Genomic DNA, 17,543 nt, shown 5'->3' on the forward strand with positions numbered 1-17,543 from the left:
ACGTAGCGCGTGACGAGATCGCCATTGGCGATGACCATTTGCGTGAGCAGGCTGGCTGCTTTTGCGCCGACCACGATCGGGTCGAAGCGAATCAGCGGCGTGCCCGCAGCGACGGTGTCGCCTTCCTGGACCAACGGCATGAAGCCCTCGCCGCGCAGCAACACGGTGTCGAGCCCGATATGCAGCAGCACCTGCAGACCGTTGTCGCCGGTGATCGTTGTCGCGTGGCACGAGCTATGGAGTTGCGTGACCTTGCCGGCAAGCGGCGATAGCAGTTCATCCGAGGTCGGATCGATCGATATGCCATCGCCGACCATTTTCTGCGCGAAGACCGGATCGGGCACGCTGTCGAGAGGAACCAGTACGCCCGACAGTGGCGCCATCAACTCGATGCGCTGGGGACGCTGAGGAGCTTTCATCGCCAAGACTCCTTGTACATTGACGCTCGCCTGCGGTGGTTCGACTCGAGCCGCGTGAGCGCGACATTGATACGTGCGGTCGGCACCATTGCCGGTTACGCCGCTTACCCACTTGAGCGGCGCACGTTGCAAAAGCTCGGTGACAGAAGCTCGAAAAATCCAACAAGGTCGCGCACGTCGCCCGTATGCGCAAACTGCTGCTTACCCCTCGATGCGATTGTTCTCACCGGAAAGCCTCGGCAGTCTGATTTCGTTTGTGCGTGACCTGTCGGCTTTCAGGATGGTTGCCGCGCTGTTTGCGTATGTCGGCCGCCTCGCGCCAGTGGGCGACCGCACGCACCGTGGTTCCGGAAAAAGGACCCGGAAAGCGCTCTGAAAGAGAGCATATGTTACTGAGCGCAGATTGCAAGACGAGACGATTTCCGAAATGGATCTCCTAAGTTTTCCGAATTTGCGGCGGGACACGGGCGCTGCAATTTATTGATTGGCGTGTGGCGCAGTTTTACTTCGGTGTTTTATACGCTTAGCGAAGCGGCGGCGTCTGCTTCGTCTGCAACCACATTCACCGTGTCGAACTCGATAAGCAATTCCGCGCCCAATGAGGCGCTGACGGATGCAATCGGCATATTGGAACGGTTTTCTTTCCCGAAATACGATTTTTCGAGCGCATCGAGCGCGCGTTGATAATCCGGGGACTGGAAATCCGTCAGTGTCTTTACTTCATAAATGATGTTCTGAATGAGGAAATCGTTTGCAAGGCAGCGCGTTGCGCCGTTGAATCGAACGCGAACGCGGTCTTTCCTGTTGTCGAACATCAGGGCAAGCTCAACGATGCCTGCCTCACGGTCCGTTGAGATGCCCATCAAATACCGATACCGCGTTGGCAGCCCGATGCAAGCGCTGCGGCGCGACTTACGAGATCTTGTAACTTCGTGGAAGACTGTCAACGAAACGCGTCACGCCGCTGATGACGAACGCTTTCCTGCTGGCGCATATGAAAGAGGCTACGCGGTCGTTTCGGCCGTTAGCGGATATCGCCGCCCGCGCATTGTTCAGCCACACCTTCTAGTCTTTTCATCGGACGACTCTTTTTCCAACGTGAGACCACGCCTAAAGTGTCAGGCTTCAATCTGGCATCAGGGTCATCATGCAAATCGATACACCTACGACTTCTGCGTCCCTGCAAGGGAATTCAACGTCCGCAGGTCAATGGCTATCCGTCATCGCCGTTGCGGTAAGCGCGTTCGCGTTCGTCACGGCCGAGTTTTTGCCCGTCGGTCTGTTGCCACAGATCGCACACGACCTCGGCGTGTCGACTGGTGTCGCTGGTCTGATGGTCACCACGCCCGGCGTAATGGCCGCAATACTGGCGCCGACGCTGATCGTCAGCGCGGGCCGCATGGACCGCCGGTACGTTTTCCTGCTCCTCACCGCGGTACTGTTGATCGCGAACGTCGTGTGCGCGATCGCACCGAACCTCGCGATCATGCTGGTAGGACGAGCTCTGCTCGGCGGCGCGCTGGGTGGCTTCTGGACTCTGGCGACGGCGGCGGCTCCTCGACTCGTGCAAGCAAAGGATGCCGCCAAAGCAACCGCGACCATTCTGACCGGCGTGACCTGCGCAACCGTGATCGGCGTGCCGCTCGGGACGTTCATCGCGTCGTTTGCATCGTGGCGGATGGCGTTCGCCGCGACCGCGGGGCTCGTGTCGCTCGCGTTGCTGGCGCAGGCGTTCCTCGTGCCTTCGTTGCCGTCGGCATCGGCGTTGCGGATCGCCGATTTCAAAACGCTGCTTCGCCGGCCGCATACGAGGTTGAGCATGGTGATGGTCGCGCTCGTCTTCGGCGCGCATTTCTCGACCTACACGTACATCGCTCCGCTGCTCGAACACGACTTCTCGTTGAGCGCCATCACGCTGTTGCTGTTCGGATTCGGTCTGATCGGTTTCTTCTCGAATGCGTTGGCGTCGATGGTGATTTCGGACCATCTGAAGAAATCCGTCGCCGCAATGGTTCTGCTGCTATTGGGCGCGATGTCGTCGATGTTGCTGCTCGAGCATTCGCCGATCGGCGAGACTGCGGGGATGCTGCTGTGGGGAATCGCGTTCGGAGCGCTGCCGCTTTGCTTTAGCGTATGGATTCAGCGCAGCACGACGGACCTGCCCGAAGCGGGGTCGGCTATGTTCGTGAGCATCATCCAGGTGGCGATTGCGGCGGGCTCGGCAGTGGGAGGCACTATTGTCGACCGGGCGGGAATTCACGCCGACTTCACGTTGGGACTTGGACTCGCGCTACTCGGTCTCGTCACACTGCAACGGCTTGCCGTGCTGGAGCGACCGGCCGCTGCGTCTTCTCTTGAGTGCGCGTGCGATGCGTCGGTTGACTGACGCAGCGGAACAGATACGGCGCGAGGCTCGCCAGGCGAGCGACGAATCCGTCACCCAGCCGTCTTCACGATTCTGGGTTGAAACGGCGCGTTGAGTTGCACGTCGCCAGCGGCCTCGTTGCGGGCAGCGCTCGTCGACAGATAGCGCAAACAGCACACGCGCAGAAACGACGCGAAATTCAACGGCTCTTCGCCGCGCAATGCGATCAGTTCGTCGTGAAGCTTCACGACGAACTGGGTCGTCGTCACGTCCTCGCGGCTGGCGATTTCCTGGAGCACGTCCCAGAAGAGATTTTCGAGCCTCACGGTGGTCACGACGCCGTGAATGCGTAGCGCGCGCGTACGCGACTCGTAGTGGATCGGATCAGCGTTGACATAGACGTTGCACATACGGTCAGCCTTTCTCGCAAGTGATGACGTCGCAGGACGCGAAGCGCGCGGCGCGGTCGCTCATGCCGTCGTGATCGAGCGTAACACGGCTGCTCGCCCGCGATGCCGCGCTTCGGTCCTGCGCTCCTTCAATGCGCGATGCGCGTGCCGAGCAGCGCAAGGAATTGCGCGATCCAGTTCACGTGCGAAGTCCATGCGGGCGCGGTGACGAAGTTCTCGTCGGTGATCGCGTCGGGCCAGTCGAGCGCCACGTACTCCGCGCCCGCCAGCTTCACCTCGGGCGCGCAGGCCGGATACGCGGAGATGCGCCGGCCTTCGATCACGCCCGCCGCAGCCAGCAGTTGCGCGCCGTGGCAGACCGCGGCGATCGGTTTCTTCGCTTCGGCGAATTGGCGCACCCAGCCGATCACCTTGTCGTTGAGCCGCAGATACTCGGGGGCGCGGCCGCCGGGCACGAGCAGCGCGTCATATTGCGCGGGGTCGACCGATGCGAAATCGGTGTTCAGCGTGAAGTTATGTCCGCGCTTTTCGGTGTAGGTCTGATCGCCTTCGAAGTCGTGGATCGCGGTGCGAATCGCGTCGCCTGCGCGCTTGTCGGGTGCAACGACGTCCACCTTATGACCGACTGCCCCCAGTGCCTGAAACGGCACCATCAGCTCATAGTCTTCGACGAAATCACCGGCGATGATAAGAATGCGCTTCGACATGCTTCGTGTCCTCTCGAATCGGGTTGGGAAAGGCGAGGCGGACGCGCTATCGCGGTATGCGCAAAGCGGCCGTTGACAAGCAATATAGCGATCGACGCAGTGGGCGGGGTAATAAGCGGCTAAATGCCGACCAGGGATTTCACCGAGCTGAACGCACTTCAGCCCTCAGGCGAAAGAAAAAGAGTCGCGCTCGATTCGAGCGCGACTCTTTCGTCATTGGAAAGGTCTGCTCAACCACGCAGATTCGACACACATCGCTGCAGCACCTTGCGCAGCGTATCGACCGGGATTTCCGTGACTCCGTCCAGCATCGACGCTTCGAGCGTGTCGATCGCCGCATCGCATTCCTTCAGTACCCGGCGACCTTCGTCGGTCAGAAACAGATGAATCAGCCGGCCGTGCGTAGGATGTCCAGCGCGTCCGACCCAACCGTTGGCCTCCATGGTCTTGACAACTTCGTTGGCCGACTGCGGCGTGATGAACGAGCGTTCGGCGAGTTTTGCGTTGGTCATCGCGCCGCTGGCGCTGATCACGGAGAGCGCGGTGAATTGAGGCAAGGTCAGCCCGAATTCACCCAGCACATCGATCAAACTGCGTTTGAGCAGGCGGTCCAGTTGGCCGACCACGTAGGAAACGCGGGCTGGTGGGGCACCGGTTTTCGTTGAACCGGCCTGTTTGGCAAGGGGCGTTCGCCGCTTCTCCATTGTCTTGATCATTATCACGTTGCCTTAGGTGTTTCTACCAGGCATATCATATTCTACTTTCAATATCAGGCATCCTGAGACTAGACTCATCGTCAATTCCGGGGGTGCTATGGAAGGGGTTCTGATAAGTGACGCAAAGATCATTGTCGGAAATCTTCTCCTTCCCATGGCCGCTTCGTCGAACGGCGAAGCGTAGCTTGCCACCGGTAATTCAATCAAAGGTCAAGGAGACTTCATGTCAAGTGTTGCTAATCGGTCCAGTGCCGTGGGCTCCAGTACTGCACTAACGTTGGCATTGTGCTTTCTCGTGGCGGTGCTGGAGGGTATCGACCTGCAGTCCACCGGCGTTGCGGCGCCTCGGATGGCGCACGAGTTCGGCTTGTCGGTCGGCCAGTTGGGGCTCGCTTTCAGCGCCGGGATGTTGGGGCTTTTGCCGGGCGCGATGATCGGCGGCAGACTCGCCGACAGAATCGGCCGCAAGCGCGTTCTAATGATCTCGATGGCGGTATTCGGCATCTTCTCGATCGCGACCGCGCAGGTCTGGAGCTTCGAAAGTCTGCTGATTGCTCGCCTGCTGACGGGTATCGGGCTTGGCGGCGCGATGCCGAACCTGATCGCGTTGTCTTCCGAGGCGGTCGATCCGCGTCACCGCAACACGGCGGTCAGCGTCATGTATTGCGGCATGCCGGTCGGCGGCGCGCTTGCGGCATTGATCGCCGTGCTGAGCGCGGGTGCTACTGCGTGGCGCCATATCTTCTACGTGGGCGGAGTCGGACCGCTGATCATCATTCCGCTGCTGATCGCGTTGCTGCCTGAGTCGCGCGAATTCGCCGCCGAGTCGCGGGAATCGACCAAAGCGGACAAACCGCTGCTTTCGACGCGCGCAGTCCTGTTCGGCGAGGGGCGCGCCGCGGCGACGATCGGTATCTGGATCAGCTTCTTCTGCACGCTGATCGTTCTTTACTTCCTGCTGAACTGGTTGCCTTCGTTGACCGTCGGGCGCGGCATGAGTCGTTCGCAGGCTGGGATCGCGCAGATCTTTTTCAACGTCGGCAGCGTGATCGGCGTGCTCGGCATCGGTGTGCTGATGGACCGGTTCAGACAAGGCCTGTCAGTCACGGCAGTCTATGCGTGCATCGTCGGTGCATTGATCGCGCTTTCGCAGGTCGCCAGCATCGAGACGTTATCCGTTGCCGTGCTGTTTGCCGGCATGGGCGTCGTCGGCGCGCAGTCGATGCTGTATGCGCTGTCCGCCGCGAGCTATCCGACCAGTGTGCGAGGTACGGGCGTCGGCGCCGCGGTGGCGGTGGGACGCGTCGGTTCGATCGTCGGCCCCGCTGCCGCAGGGCAATTGCTGTCGATGGGAAAGAGTTCGGCCCTCGTTATCGGCGCGAGCGTGCCGGTGACCATCATCGCGGCGATTACGGCATTGCTCGTCATTCGCTCCAACACCGCGAAACGCTAAGTATTCGTTGATGGACCGAGATGGCCCGGCGCTTTCGCGCCGGGCCATTTTTCATGCGTCATTCGCGATTCGTCATGCGTCGGCCCGCAAGCCGAGCAAGCTGACCGCATTCTCTTTCAGAACGAGCGGCTTCACTTCGGGCTTGATGTCGAGCGTGTCGAAGTCCGCCAGCCAGCGGTCGGGGCGGATCAGCGGGAAGTCGGACGCGAACAGCACCTTGTTGCGCAACAGCGTATTCGCATACTTGACCAGCTCGGGCGAAAAGTACTTCGGCGACCAGCCCGACAGATCGATATACACGTTCGGCTTATGCAGCGCGATCGACAGCGCCTGCTCCTGCCACGGCCAGGACGGATGCGCGATCACGATCTTCATGTCGGGAAAATCGGCGGCGACATCGTCGAGGTAGATCGGCTCCGAATACTTGAGACGCAAGCCGCCGCCGCCGCGCATGCCCGAGCCCATGCCCGAATGTCCGCTGTGAAAAACCGCCGGCAGCCCGTACTCGGCGATCACTTCGTATAGCGGGTACGCCATGCGGTCGTTGGCGAAGAAGCCCTGCATCGTAGGGTGAAACTTGAAACCGCGCACGCCGTGCTCGTCGATGAGCCGCCGTGCTTCTCGCGCGCCGAACTTGCCTTTATGCGGATCGATGCTGGCGAACGCGATCATGATGTCGGAGTTGTTCTGTGCGAACTCCGCGACCTCTTCGTTCGAAATGCGACGGCGCCCGATGTTCGATTCGCAGTCGACGGTAAACATCACGAAGCCGATCTTGCGCTCCCGATAGTGCTCGATCGTTTCGGGAATGGTCGGGCGGCGCCCTTGTTTGAGCACGGTGCCGAAGTACTTGTCGGCGGCTTCGTCGAATTCTTTTGCAAACAGGTCTGGCGGTTGGCAGCACGACACCTCGGCATGCACGTGAGTGTCGATGGCCTTCAGTTGATCGATGTTCAATGGCGTCTCCTATGTGTAATCAAGGCTGATGCGTCAGGCTGCGCGAAGATTGCGCACGCACGTCAACAGCAGGTCTTTCAGCATCTGTGAACCGTGTTCATCGATTTCGCCTAGCATCGATTGCTCGATTCTGTCGGCGGCACCGTCGCACTGAGCCAGCAATGTTTCGCCGGCCCGCGTCAGCGACAGCAGCCCGACGCGACGGTTGAACGGATCGGCGACACGCGTGACCAATCCGTTCGCTTCCATCGATTTGACGACCGCGCTGGCCGCTTGCGGCGTGATCAACGAGCGCTGCGCGAGCTGCGCGTTCGATGAACGCGCGCGCGCCCGCAGCACCGACAGCGCCGTGTATTGCGGCAACGTCAGACCATGCGACGCAAGCGCTTCGGAAAGCTGCCGCGTGAGGATCTTGTCGAGCTGCCCGGCCAGGTAGGTCAGACGCACCGGAGCGGCAGCATGTCTTCGATCGCGCACGCTGCGCCGCGCCGTGGCGCCTGGCGTGATTTCGGACCCTGACGGCTTTCTCTTGATCGTCGGCATAGGCGGTTAGGGGTTTTTACCAAGACCTCTACATTGTACTTTACTTATCAGGTCGCCTGATATTAAATTGCACTCAGGCCGCGAGGGCGGCATTGATACGGAGATGCAGATGAGTTACGAAGGACGCTGGAAAACGGTCAAGGTCGCGGTGGAAGGCGGAATCGCCTGGGTCACGTTCAATCGTCCGGAAAAGCGCAATGCGATGAGCCCGACGCTGAACAAGGAAATGATCGACGTTCTCGAAACGCTCGAACTCGACGCCGAAGCCCAGGTTCTCGTGCTGACGGGCGAAGGCAGCGCGTGGACGGCCGGCATGGACCTGAAGGAATATTTCCGCGAAGTGGACGCGGGTCCGGACGTGCTGCAGGAGCGGATTCGCCGCGACGCGAGCCGCTGGCAATGGCAATTGCTGCGCATGTACTCGAAGCCGACCATCGCGATGGTCAACGGCTGGTGCTTCGGCGGCGGTTTCTCGCCGCTGGTCGCCTGCGATCTGGCGATCGCCGCGGACGAAGCCGTGTTCGGCCTGTCCGAAATCAACTGGGGCATTCCGCCGGGCAACCTCGTGAGCAAGGCGATGGCCGATACTGTCGGGCATCGTGAAGCGCTGTACTACATCATGACGGGCGACACCTTCACGGGTCCGCAAGCCGCGAAGATGGGTCTCGTCAACAAGAGCGTGCCGCTCGCGCAACTGCGTGACGAAACGATCGCGCTCGCGGCGAAACTGCTGAACAAGAACCCGGTCGTGCTGCGCAACGCCAAGCATGGCTTCAAGCGCTCGCGCGAACTCACGTGGGAGCAGAACGAAGACTACCTGTACGCGAAGCTCGACCAGGCGAATTATCGCGATCCGGAAGGCGGCCGCGAACAGGGCCTGAAGCAGTTCCTCGACGACAAGAGCATCAAGCCGGGCTTGCAGAGCTACAAGCGCTAAGCGGCGCACTTCAGCGCTACGACTGAGGAGACGAACATATGCATCAAACGAACCTGTTGATTGGCGGCGCGAAACGTGCCGCGTCGAACGGCAAGACTTTCGAGCGTATCAATCCCGCGACGGGCGCAGTGGCCACCCGCGCCGCGGCGGCCACCGTCGAGGACGCCGATGCGGCCGTCGCCGCCGCGGCGCGCGCGTTCCCGGCATGGGCGGCGCTCACGCCTACTGAGCGCCGCAAACGCCTGCTCGCCGCCGCCGACCGCATGGACGCGCGCACGCCCGAGTTCATCGCGATCGGCGCGGCCGAAACGGGTGCGATGGCCAACTGGTACGGCTTTAACGTGATGCTCGCGGCCAACATGCTGCGCGAAGCCGCGGCGATGACGACGCAGATCGACGGCGCGGTGATTCCTTCGGACGTGCCGGGCAGCCTCGCGATGGCCGTGCGTCAGCCGTGCGGCGTCGTGCTCGGCATGGCGCCGTGGAACGCGCCCGTGATTCTCGCGACGCGTGCACTCGCGATGCCGCTCGCGTGCGGCAATACGGTCGTGCTGAAGGCGTCGGAAGGCTGTCCCGGCGTGCATGCGCTGATCGGCGAAGTGCTGAACGACGCGGGTCTCGGCGAAGGCGTCGTCAACGTGCTCACGCATGCGCCGGAAGATGCGCCCGCGATCGTCGAGCGACTGGTCGCGAATCCCGCCGTGAAGCGCGTGAATTTCACCGGGTCGACGCGAGTCGGCCGCATCGTCGCGGAGCTGTCGGCGCGCCATCTGAAACCCGCGCTGCTCGAACTGGGCGGCAAGGCGCCGGTGCTCGTGCTAGACGACGCGGACCTCGACGCTGCCGTCGAAGGTATCGCGTTCGGCGCGTTCTTCAATCAAGGGCAGATCTGCATGTCGACGGAACGCGTGATCGTCGATCGCAAGGTTGCCGATGCGTTCGTCGAGAAGCTCGTCGCGAAAGCGCGCACGCTGAAGGCAGGCGATCCGACCCAACCGGGCTCGATTCTCGGCACGCTGGAGAGCGAAGCGGCCGCGCGGCGCATTCGGGCGCTCGTCGAAGATGCCCGCGAAAGGGGCGCGAAGCTGCCGCTCGGTTGCGAGGTGAACGGCGCGATCATGCAGCCGGTGATCGTCGAGAACGTTACTCGCGAGATGAAGCTCTATGCCGACGAATCGTTCGGCCCGGTGGTGACGGTGCAGCGCGTGGACGGCGACGAAGAGGCGCTGACGGTCGCCAACGACAGCGAGTATGGATTGTCGGCGGCCGTGTTCAGCCGCGATATCGGACGCGCGATGAACGTCGCGAAACGCATCGAATCGGGCATCTGCCACATCAATGGCCCGACCGTGCACGACGAGGCGCAGATGCCGTTCGGCGGCGTGAAGGCAAGCGGTTATGGGCGCTTCGGCAGCAAGGCGTCGATCCCGGAGTTCACCGAGTTGCGCTGGATCACGGTGCAGACGAGCCCGCGTCACTATCCGATCTAGGCGTCGGCTCACGGCCGCAATGCCCTGCGGATAGGAAAAGCGATACAACCAACATGGGACCAGAGTAAGCGCTAAAGCGCTAACTCTGGTCGACATAGGAGACAGGTTTTGGAATCGGAGCACAGCCACGCAAGCTCTCTGGCGACCGGCTACCGGAGCGTCGCCATCGGAGCGCCTTCCTCGCGGATCGAGAAACGCGGCGACTGCTGGTACCTCGAGTCACTTGAACCTCTGGGCCCGTTTCCGGAGCGTTTTACCGACCGCTTGCTGAGCGGCGCACGCGCGCATCCCGACCGGCTGCTCGTCGCACGACGCGATGCCAATGGCGCGTGGCAAGGCATCACCTATGCGCAAATGCTCGAGCGCGCGCGTGCGATCGGGCAGGCGCTGCTCGACCGCGATCTCAGCGCGGACCGCCCGTTGGTGATCCTGTCGGGCAACAGCGTCGAACATATGCAGCTCGCACTCGGCGCGATGTGGGCGGGTATCGCTTATGCACCGGTGTCGCCGGCCTATTCGCTGATGTCGGGCGATTACGGAAAGCTGCGCCATGTCCTGGAACTGCTCAAACCGGGTCTGGTCTACGCGGACGATATCGGCGCATATACGACGGCGCTCGATGCCGCGCTGGGCAGCGAAGTCGAACGTGTCAGCGCGGCGGCTGCGCCAAACGCGACGCGCTTCGACGCATTGCTCGACACGGTCCCGCGCGACGTCGACGCGGCCAATGCGCGCGTGAATGGCGACACGATTGCGAAGTTCCTGTTCACGTCCGGCTCGACGAACCTGCCGAAAGCCGTGCCGACCACGCATCGCATGCTGGGCGCAAACCAGCAGATGCTGCTTGAAACCTTTCCGCAGTTCGGCATCGAGCCGCCGGTCCTCGTCGACTGGCTGCCGTGGAATCACACGTTCGGCGGCAGCCACAACGTCGGCATCGTGCTGTACAACGGGGGCACCCTCTATATCGACGACGGCAAACCCGTGGCCGGCAAGTTTGACGAGACGCTGCGCAATCTGCGTGAGATCGCGCCGACCATCTACTTCAACGTGCCGAAGGGTTGGGAAGAACTGACCATCGCGCTGGAAAAGGATGCGGTGCTGCGCGAGCGGTTTTTCTCGCGCGTGAAGATGTATTTCTTCGCGGGCGCCGGTCTGTCGCAGGCGGCGTGGGAGCGTCTCGAGCGCGTGACGCTCGAACATTGCGGAGAACGCATCCGCATCATGGCCGGGCTCGGCATGACCGAGACCGCGCCGTCGTGTCTGTTCACGACGGGACCGATATCGTGCGCCGGCTATATCGGCTTGCCGCCGCCGGGGTGCCAGGCCAAGATCGCGCCCGTCGATGGCAAGTTCGAAGCGCGCTTTCGCGGCCCTCACGTGATGAGCGGTTACTGGCGCGCATCGCCGGCGTTGCAAAGCAGCGTGTTCGATGACGAAGGCTACTACCGCACCGGCGACGCCGTGCGTTTCGTCGACCCGCAACGCCCCGAACTGGGCCTGATGTTCGATGGCCGCATCGCGGAAGACTTCAAGCTGGCCTCGGGAACCTTCGTCAGCGTTGGGCCGATGCGCGCGCGCATCATCAGCGAAGGAGCGCCCTACGTTCAGGATGCCGTCATCACGGGGATGAATCGTGACGAAGTCGGCGTGATGATTTTTCCGCGCCTCGACGCGTGTCGCGCATTGGCGGGTTCGCCCGCGGATGCGAGCGCGGAGGAGGTGCTCAACACGGCCGCCGTGCGCAACTTCTTCAGCGAACTCGTCACGCGGCTGAATCGGAATGCGACGGGCAGTGCGTCGTTCATTGCCCGCATGCACCTGCTGAGCGTGCCGCCGTCGCTCGACCTCGGCGAGATCACCGACAAAGGCTCGATCAATCAGCGCGCCGTGCTCCAGCACCGCGCGGCGCTCGTCGAAGCCATGCACGAAGCCGACGCAGCCGACGCGACGGTGATCCATGCGCGCAAAGGCAGCTAGTCCGGGGACGGGAAGAAATGACGTTGACTTATCAGGCACCGCTGCGCGACATGCGCTTCGTAATGGACGAGTGGCTCGATGCCGGGTCGTGGTGGCGAGATGTGCCGGACTGGCAGGATCTCGACTCGCAGACGGCGCAGCAGGTGTTGGAAGAAGCGGCGCGCTTCGTCGAGGAGCGCATCGCACCGCTGAACGCGAGCGCGGATCTTGAAGGATGTCGTTTCGACGCAGGCACGGTCACGATGCCCGCGGGCTTTCGCGAGTCCTACGCGGAGTTCGTCGAAGCGGGTTGGCCGACGCTGTCGCTCGACACCGGGCACGGCGGACAGGGCCTGCCGCAGCTTCTCGACGTCGCACTTCAGGAGATGCTCGCGGGCGCCAATCATGCGTGGCTGATGTCGCCTGGGCTCACGCACGGCGCGACGGCATGCTTGCAGACGCATGGCAGCGAACGCGTGAAAGCGGAATTGCTGCCGAAAGTCGCGAGTGGCGAGTGGCTATCGACGATGTGTCTGACCGAGCCCCAGGCCGGCAGCGATGTCGGCCTGATCCGTTCGCGCGCGGCAGAAGCGCCGGGCACCGACGGATATTTCATCGACGGCAGCAAGATCTTCATCAGCGGCGGCGCGCACGATCTGACGGAGAACATCGTTCATCTGGTGCTCGCCCGTTTGCCCGATGCGCCATCCGGTACCAAAGGGTTGTCGCTGTTCGTCGTGCCGGAATGGCTTGACGACGCCGATGGTGGGCGCTCGCGCAATGGTGTCCATTGCGAAGGCATCGAAAAGAAAATGGGCCTGAAGGGCAGCCCGACTTGCACGATGCGCTTCGAGCGCGCATTCGGCTGGCTCGTCGGTGAGCCGCATCGCGGCCTCGCCTGCCTGTTCGTGATGATGAATGCGGCACGCCTGCAGGTTGCGATGCAAGGCCTCGGGCATGCGCATACCGCATGGCAACGCGCGCATGCTTACGCGCAGGAACGCGCGCAGATGCGCACGGTCAGCGTGCCGCCCGGCGCGAGCGTCGCGGCGGGGCAGGCTGCGCCGATTGCGTTTCATCCGGCCATGCGGCGGATTCTGCTGGAGCTGCGAGCGATCGTCGAAGGCGAGCGCGCGATCGGCTACTGGACCGCGCATTGGCTCGACATCGCCGCGCATCATGCCGATGCGACCGAGCGGGAACGCGCGGCACAGCTCGCATCGCTGCTCACGCCGGTTGCGAAGGCGTTCTTTACGGCCAATGGTTTCGACGCCGCATCGAAGGCGTTGCAGGTGTTCGGCGGCTACGGATACATCCACGAGTACGGCATCGAACAGACGTTGCGCGATAGCCGCGTGTCGATGTTGTACGAAGGCACCAACGAGATTCAGGCGATCGATCTGCTGGTTCGGAAGGTGCTGCCGGACGGGGCGGGGGCCCTCGATGTGCTGCTTCGTCACGTGCGCGCCGAAGCGCGGTTGTGCCAGGAGTCCGATCCGCTGGTTCGTTCCGCGGGCGCGAAGCTCGAAGAGCTCGCGGAGATAGTCGGGAACACGACGCAGGCGATCAAGGCACGCCATGCGCAAGACCCGGAGACGGCCTACCGTGTCGCGGACGACTATCTCGCGATGCTTGGCTGGATGCTGCTGGCGTTCGCGTGGGCGCGCACGCTGCGAATTGCGACGCCGCAATGCGAGGCCGAAGCGTTCTACGTGGAGAAGCGCGACACGGGCCGCTTCTTCTTCGACTACCCGCTCGCGTCCTTCGATTATCGCCGCAGCCTCGTTGAAGCCGGTTGCGAGGCAACGCTGCCCTACGTTTGAGAGTCAGCGGCAGCTCGAGAACTCTGACGATTCGATTCGCCGGCCGACCTCGCAAAGTTTGCCTAAGCTAATGACGTCCATTCAATCATGTACCTGGCGCCGTCACACATGTCGTGCCGCGGCTGCCACGAAAAGGAGAGTGCGATGACTGAAGCTGTCGGAAACGCGGCGAACGCGCGTGTCGCGTGGATTGCCGGAGTGGGCGCGAGCGCCGGGCTAGGGGCCGCGCTCGCGCGCCGTTTTGCTCGCGAGGGTCTGCGCGTCGCGGTGACGGGCCGCTCGCGCGATCGGCTCGATACGATCGTCGACGAAATCCGGCGTGCCGGAGGGCAAGCCGATGCGTTGCCCGGCGACGTGACGAGCGAAAGCGAACTCGCCGCCATTGCGCGTCAGCTCGCCGGCCACGGCACGCTGGAAGTCGCGATTTTCAACGCTGCCGGCGCAACGCGTGGACCGACGCTCGAACTGAGCGCCGAGCAGTTCGAGGCGGCATGGCGTGTAATCACCCTTGGTGGTTTTCTGTTCGCGCGGGCGTCGTTGCCGGCGTTACTCGCAGCGGGACAAGGCTCGCTGCTGTTCACGGGCGCGACCGCGTCGCTGCGCGGGCGGCCGCCGTTCGCCGCATTCGCCGCGGCCAAAGCCGGCTTGCGCTCGCTCACGCAGAGCCTCGCGCGCGAGTTCGGGCCGCGCAATATTCACGTGGCGCACGTGGTGGTGGATGGCGGCATCGACGGCGAACGTCTGCGCACGTCCGCGCCGCAATACGTGGCCGAACGCGGCCCGGACGGCCTGCTGAACCCCGACGACATCGCCGAAGCGTACTGGCACCTGCATCGGCAGGGACGCAGCGCGTGGTCGCAGGAAATCGACCTGCGCCCGTTCAACGAGTCGTTCTAGCGAGGTGAGGCGAGCAACACGCGCCTGATCAATACCGCTCGGCGACGTATTTAAACGGATAGTCTGGTTCCTTATAGCCGTCCGGCTTTTGCCGTTTCGGCAGCGTGACCTTCTTGCGGGCAGGCTGCTTATACGGAATCCTCTGCAGCATGTCGCTGATGATGTTCAGCCGCGCGCGCCGCTTGTCGTTCGAGTTCGCCAGGTACCACGAGGCGAAGTCGGTGTCCGACGCCGCGAGCATCTCATCGCGGGCGCGCGAATAGTCATACCAGCGGCTATAGGATTTCAGGTCCATGTCGGTCAGCTTCCAGAGCTTGCGGCCGTCGTTGATGCGTGCTTCGAGCCGGCGGGTCTGTTCCTCGGGGCTGACCTCCAGCCAGTATTTGAGCAGGATGATCCCGGAATGAACGATCGCCCGCTCGACGAGCGGCACCGCCTTGAAGAAGCCCTGTACGTCATCCTCGGAGCAAAAACCCATCACGCGCTCCACGCCCGCGCGGTTGTACCAGCTACGGTCGAAGATGACGACCTCGCCCGCGGCCGGCAAGTGCGGCACGTAGCGCTGCATGTACATCTGGCTTTTTTCGCGTTCACTCGGCGCCGGAAGCGCGACCACGCGGAACACGCGCGGACTGACGCGCTCGGTCATCGCTTTGATCGTGCCGCCTTTACCCGCGCCGTCACGACCCTCGAAGACGATGCAGATCTTCGCTCCCGTTTGCACGACCCATTCCTGTAGCTTGACGAGCTCGACATGCAGGTCGAACAACGCCTTGCGATACTCCTTGTACGACAGCGACCTGTCTTGCACAGGCTGCCCGTTTTCCGATTTCGTTTTGGCCATTCTTTTCTCCCCAGCGCGGACTGTTCCAGGGTACTGCGCAATGATCCATTCCCAAGGTAGAGCGCGGCGCGCAGCAGGGCCATACGACCTTGGTCCAATATCGTCGGCACAGAGTGCGCTGTATGCTCTGGGCGTTTGTTCGCGCGTGCCCGATCCGACTGTCCTCGCGGTACCTCGTCGATATGCCGGCAAAGCGCGCGGGATAGTTCGACGCCATCGCCACGGGAGGCCTCATGGATGCCGCCGGTCACACGGAACGGGAAAACGTCGGCGATAGAGAGCCGGTCCTCGATGTCGTCGATCGAGTGTGCGAGTTATGTTTCGGCCTCTTCATGGCGCTGACGTTCGTCGGCACCGTCTCGGCCGTCGGCGCGAGTGCGGACGCGGGGCACAAGATGTTCTACACCGCGCTCGGCTGCAATCTTGCGTGGGGTCTCGCGGACGCTGTGATGTACCTCGTGCGTACGCTGGTGTCTCGCGGCAGACGTATGACGGTTGCGCATTCCGTGCGAAGCGAGCCGGATGCGGCCGCAGGAGTTCGGGCGCTTCGCGACGCGATGTCGTCATGGCTCAAGCCGTTGATCGGCGACACGGAGCTGGAGTCGATCCGCAGGCGTGTTGCCGCGCGTCCGGATTTGCCGCAGCGCGCAGTATTCGTGCGCGACGATTTCATCGGCGCCGCGGCTATCTTCGTTCTCGTGGTTGCCGCGACGTTCCCGGTCGCGTTGCCCTTCGTGCTGTTCACGCACGTGCCGACGGCGCTGATCGTCTCCCGCGTATTGACCATCGTGATGTTATTCGGCAGCGGCGTGGCGCTCGGCCATTACGCCGGATTTCGCGGCTGGCACGCCGGCCTTGCGATGGCGGCGGTCGGCGTGCTGCTGACGATGGCGATCATCGCGCTCGGCGGATGATCGGTGAGCTCTGGCTTCGCGTTTCGCTCAGCATCCACATTGCGCTACCTGTAAGACCAAGGTCCGATTCCGCAGCGGTTTCAGCGTGACATCATGTATCTGCAAGCGTTGTAGTCGTCGCTCCGGTTACTTGAGAGCGACGCTTCCAATGCTCGCTACGTGCGGCCGGAAGATCGACGCGCGGCGGTGGCATTGATGGTTCCTTGGGCGGCTATGCCGCATCACGGCAGAGAAAAAAGATCGAGGCTTCCAGACATCACGACTGGCGACTCGGATCGTAACCAGAACGGAGTCGAAAGTGAACAGACGGAACTTTGTGCACACGCTCGCGCTGACATCCATGGCCGCGAGTCTGGCTTTGGCGGGTTGCACGACGACCGGAGGCAGTGGCGAAAGTGCCACTACCGACGCCGCCAAACGGCAGGAGATCGACGCGGCCGTGAACGGTGCGCTGTCGAAGTTGTTCGATACGGTGCAAGGCTCGCACGAGCTCGTATCGAAGGCGCAGGGCGTGCTGGTGTTTCCTTCGGTGAAGAAGGCGGCGTTCATCGTCGGTGGCGAGTACGGTGAAGGCGCATTGCGCGTCGGCGGAGCGACGGTCGGCTATTTCAGTACCGCCGCGGCTTCGTTCGGATTGCAGGCTGGCGCGCAGTCGACCGCCGTGTTCTTCCTGTTCATGACGCAGGCTTCGCTCGACAAATTCCGCAACTCGAAGGGCTGGTCTGCGGGCGCCGATGCGTCGGTTTCGCTGCTGAAAGTCGGGGCGAACGGCGCGATCGATACCTCGTCGGCGACCGCCGAGGTCGTGGCGATGGTCTTGACCAATACAGGTTTGATGGCCGACGTGTCGGTGGCTGGCACCAAGGTTACGCGGCTGAATTTGTAACCGGACGCGGCAAGCAGCGGCATTCAATCGATCGTGATGACGCTGCCACCCGGCGGCGCGTCGCATGCCTTGGCATGGCGACGCGCCGAGCATGGCTTTTGGCGGAGCCACCTCAGCTGGTCTCGCTATCATCCCTCCCGTTGTTCTCATCAAACGCTGCGAGCCAGAAGCGCTCTCGACTCGCGGCGACGCTGCGTCTGATCGGCACTGACGATCCTGTTTA

At 62.7% G+C, this 17,543-nt stretch carries 17 protein-coding genes; 9 read left to right on the forward strand and 8 right to left on the reverse strand.

What is annotated here, in order from left to right; genetic code table 11:
* Together ACLFKU_RS16320 and ACLFKU_RS16325 are read right to left on the reverse strand one after the other, a co-directional pair.
* The coding region (locus ACLFKU_RS16320) for a PTS glucose transporter subunit IIA (protein WP_410849745.1) at positions 1 to 419 on the reverse strand (419 nt) is incomplete at its 3' end.
* Between the two features lie 515 nt (positions 420 to 934).
* Positions 935 to 1,282 carry a hypothetical protein gene (locus ACLFKU_RS16325; RefSeq protein WP_410849746.1) on the reverse strand — a complete coding sequence of 116 codons (348 nt, stop codon included), beginning with the start codon at positions 1,280 to 1,282 and terminating at the stop codon, positions 935 to 937.
* Positions 1,283 to 1,566: 284 nt separating this feature from the next.
* Between ACLFKU_RS16325 and ACLFKU_RS16330 the strand changes: the two genes are divergently transcribed.
* The gene (locus ACLFKU_RS16330) at positions 1,567 to 2,805 is read left to right on the forward strand and encodes an MFS transporter (protein ID WP_410849747.1); all 1,239 of its coding nucleotides are present in this window, start codon (positions 1,567 to 1,569) and stop codon (positions 2,803 to 2,805) included.
* A 50-nt stretch (positions 2,806 to 2,855) separates the two neighbouring features.
* Here the strand turns inward: ACLFKU_RS16330 and ACLFKU_RS16335 are convergent, their stop codons facing one another.
* The 3 genes from ACLFKU_RS16335 to ACLFKU_RS16345 all read right to left on the reverse strand — a co-directional run bounded on the left by ACLFKU_RS16335 (position 2,856) and on the right by ACLFKU_RS16345 (position 4,617).
* Entirely contained in the window at positions 2,856 to 3,194 is a 339-nt protein-coding gene (locus ACLFKU_RS16335) for a ribbon-helix-helix domain-containing protein (protein WP_368582015.1), read from the reverse strand.
* A gap of 128 nt (positions 3,195 to 3,322) precedes the next feature.
* Positions 3,323 to 3,901, reverse strand: coding sequence for a DJ-1/PfpI family protein (locus tag ACLFKU_RS16340; protein WP_018437407.1), 579 nt, complete (start codon positions 3,899 to 3,901; stop codon positions 3,323 to 3,325).
* Between the two features lie 230 nt (positions 3,902 to 4,131).
* Positions 4,132 to 4,617, reverse strand: coding sequence for a MarR family winged helix-turn-helix transcriptional regulator (locus tag ACLFKU_RS16345; RefSeq protein WP_368582014.1), 486 nt, complete (start codon positions 4,615 to 4,617; stop codon positions 4,132 to 4,134).
* A 223-nt stretch (positions 4,618 to 4,840) separates the two neighbouring features.
* On the opposite strand from ACLFKU_RS16345, the gene mhpT reads away from it, so the two are divergent.
* Positions 4,841 to 6,070 carry a 3-(3-hydroxy-phenyl)propionate transporter MhpT gene (mhpT, locus tag ACLFKU_RS16350; RefSeq protein ID WP_368582013.1) on the forward strand — a complete coding sequence of 410 codons (1,230 nt, stop codon included), beginning with the start codon at positions 4,841 to 4,843 and terminating at the stop codon, positions 6,068 to 6,070.
* Positions 6,071 to 6,142: 72 nt separating this feature from the next.
* Here mhpT and ACLFKU_RS16355 read toward each other — a convergent pair whose 3' ends face one another.
* A complete protein-coding gene (locus ACLFKU_RS16355) occupies positions 6,143 to 7,027 on the reverse strand; it encodes an amidohydrolase family protein (protein WP_410849748.1) in 885 nt (294 codons plus the stop codon).
* Positions 7,028 to 7,060: 33 nt separating this feature from the next.
* Positions 7,061 to 7,504: a MarR family winged helix-turn-helix transcriptional regulator gene (locus ACLFKU_RS16360; protein WP_410849749.1), complete on the reverse strand. Its 444-nt coding sequence runs from the start codon at positions 7,502 to 7,504 to the stop codon at positions 7,061 to 7,063.
* Between the two features lie 175 nt (positions 7,505 to 7,679).
* Here ACLFKU_RS16360 and ACLFKU_RS16365 point away from each other — a divergent pair, with 175 nt between their 5' ends.
* The 5 genes from ACLFKU_RS16365 to ACLFKU_RS16385 all read left to right on the forward strand — a co-directional run bounded on the left by ACLFKU_RS16365 (position 7,680) and on the right by ACLFKU_RS16385 (position 14,676).
* Entirely contained in the window at positions 7,680 to 8,507 is an 828-nt protein-coding gene (locus tag ACLFKU_RS16365) for a p-hydroxycinnamoyl CoA hydratase/lyase (RefSeq protein WP_368582010.1), read from the forward strand.
* 38 nt (positions 8,508 to 8,545) lie between these two features.
* Positions 8,546 to 9,997, forward strand: a complete 1,452-nt coding sequence (locus ACLFKU_RS16370) for an aldehyde dehydrogenase (RefSeq protein WP_410849750.1) — start codon at positions 8,546 to 8,548, stop codon at positions 9,995 to 9,997.
* 108 nt (positions 9,998 to 10,105) lie between these two features.
* Complete coding sequence (locus ACLFKU_RS16375) at positions 10,106 to 11,977, forward strand: feruloyl-CoA synthase (protein WP_410849751.1); 1,872 nt, start codon at positions 10,106 to 10,108, stop codon at positions 11,975 to 11,977.
* Positions 11,978 to 11,994: 17 nt separating this feature from the next.
* Positions 11,995 to 13,779 (forward strand): acyl-CoA dehydrogenase family protein, encoded by a 1,785-nt coding sequence (locus ACLFKU_RS16380; protein WP_410849752.1) that lies wholly within the window; start codon positions 11,995 to 11,997, stop codon positions 13,777 to 13,779.
* 144 nt (positions 13,780 to 13,923) lie between these two features.
* A complete protein-coding gene (locus tag ACLFKU_RS16385) occupies positions 13,924 to 14,676 on the forward strand; it encodes an SDR family NAD(P)-dependent oxidoreductase (RefSeq protein WP_410849753.1) in 753 nt (250 codons plus the stop codon).
* A gap of 28 nt (positions 14,677 to 14,704) precedes the next feature.
* On the opposite strand, the gene ppk2 is transcribed toward ACLFKU_RS16385, so the two are convergent.
* Entirely contained in the window at positions 14,705 to 15,520 is an 816-nt protein-coding gene (gene ppk2 / locus ACLFKU_RS16390; protein WP_368582005.1) for a polyphosphate kinase 2, read from the reverse strand.
* Positions 15,521 to 15,753: 233 nt separating this feature from the next.
* Between ppk2 and ACLFKU_RS16395 the strand changes: the two genes are divergently transcribed.
* Positions 15,754 to 16,434, forward strand: a complete 681-nt coding sequence (locus ACLFKU_RS16395) for a hypothetical protein (protein ID WP_368582004.1) — start codon at positions 15,754 to 15,756, stop codon at positions 16,432 to 16,434.
* Between the two features lie 298 nt (positions 16,435 to 16,732).
* The gene (locus ACLFKU_RS16400) at positions 16,733 to 17,320 is read left to right on the forward strand and encodes a YSC84-related protein (RefSeq protein WP_410842446.1); all 588 of its coding nucleotides are present in this window, start codon (positions 16,733 to 16,735) and stop codon (positions 17,318 to 17,320) included.
* Positions 17,321 to 17,543: the final 223 nt, after the last annotated feature.

The sequence above is a fragment of the Paraburkholderia sp. EG304 genome, assembly GCF_046543485.1.
Taxonomy (GTDB): Bacteria; Pseudomonadota; Gammaproteobacteria; order Burkholderiales; family Burkholderiaceae; genus Paraburkholderia; species Paraburkholderia youngii.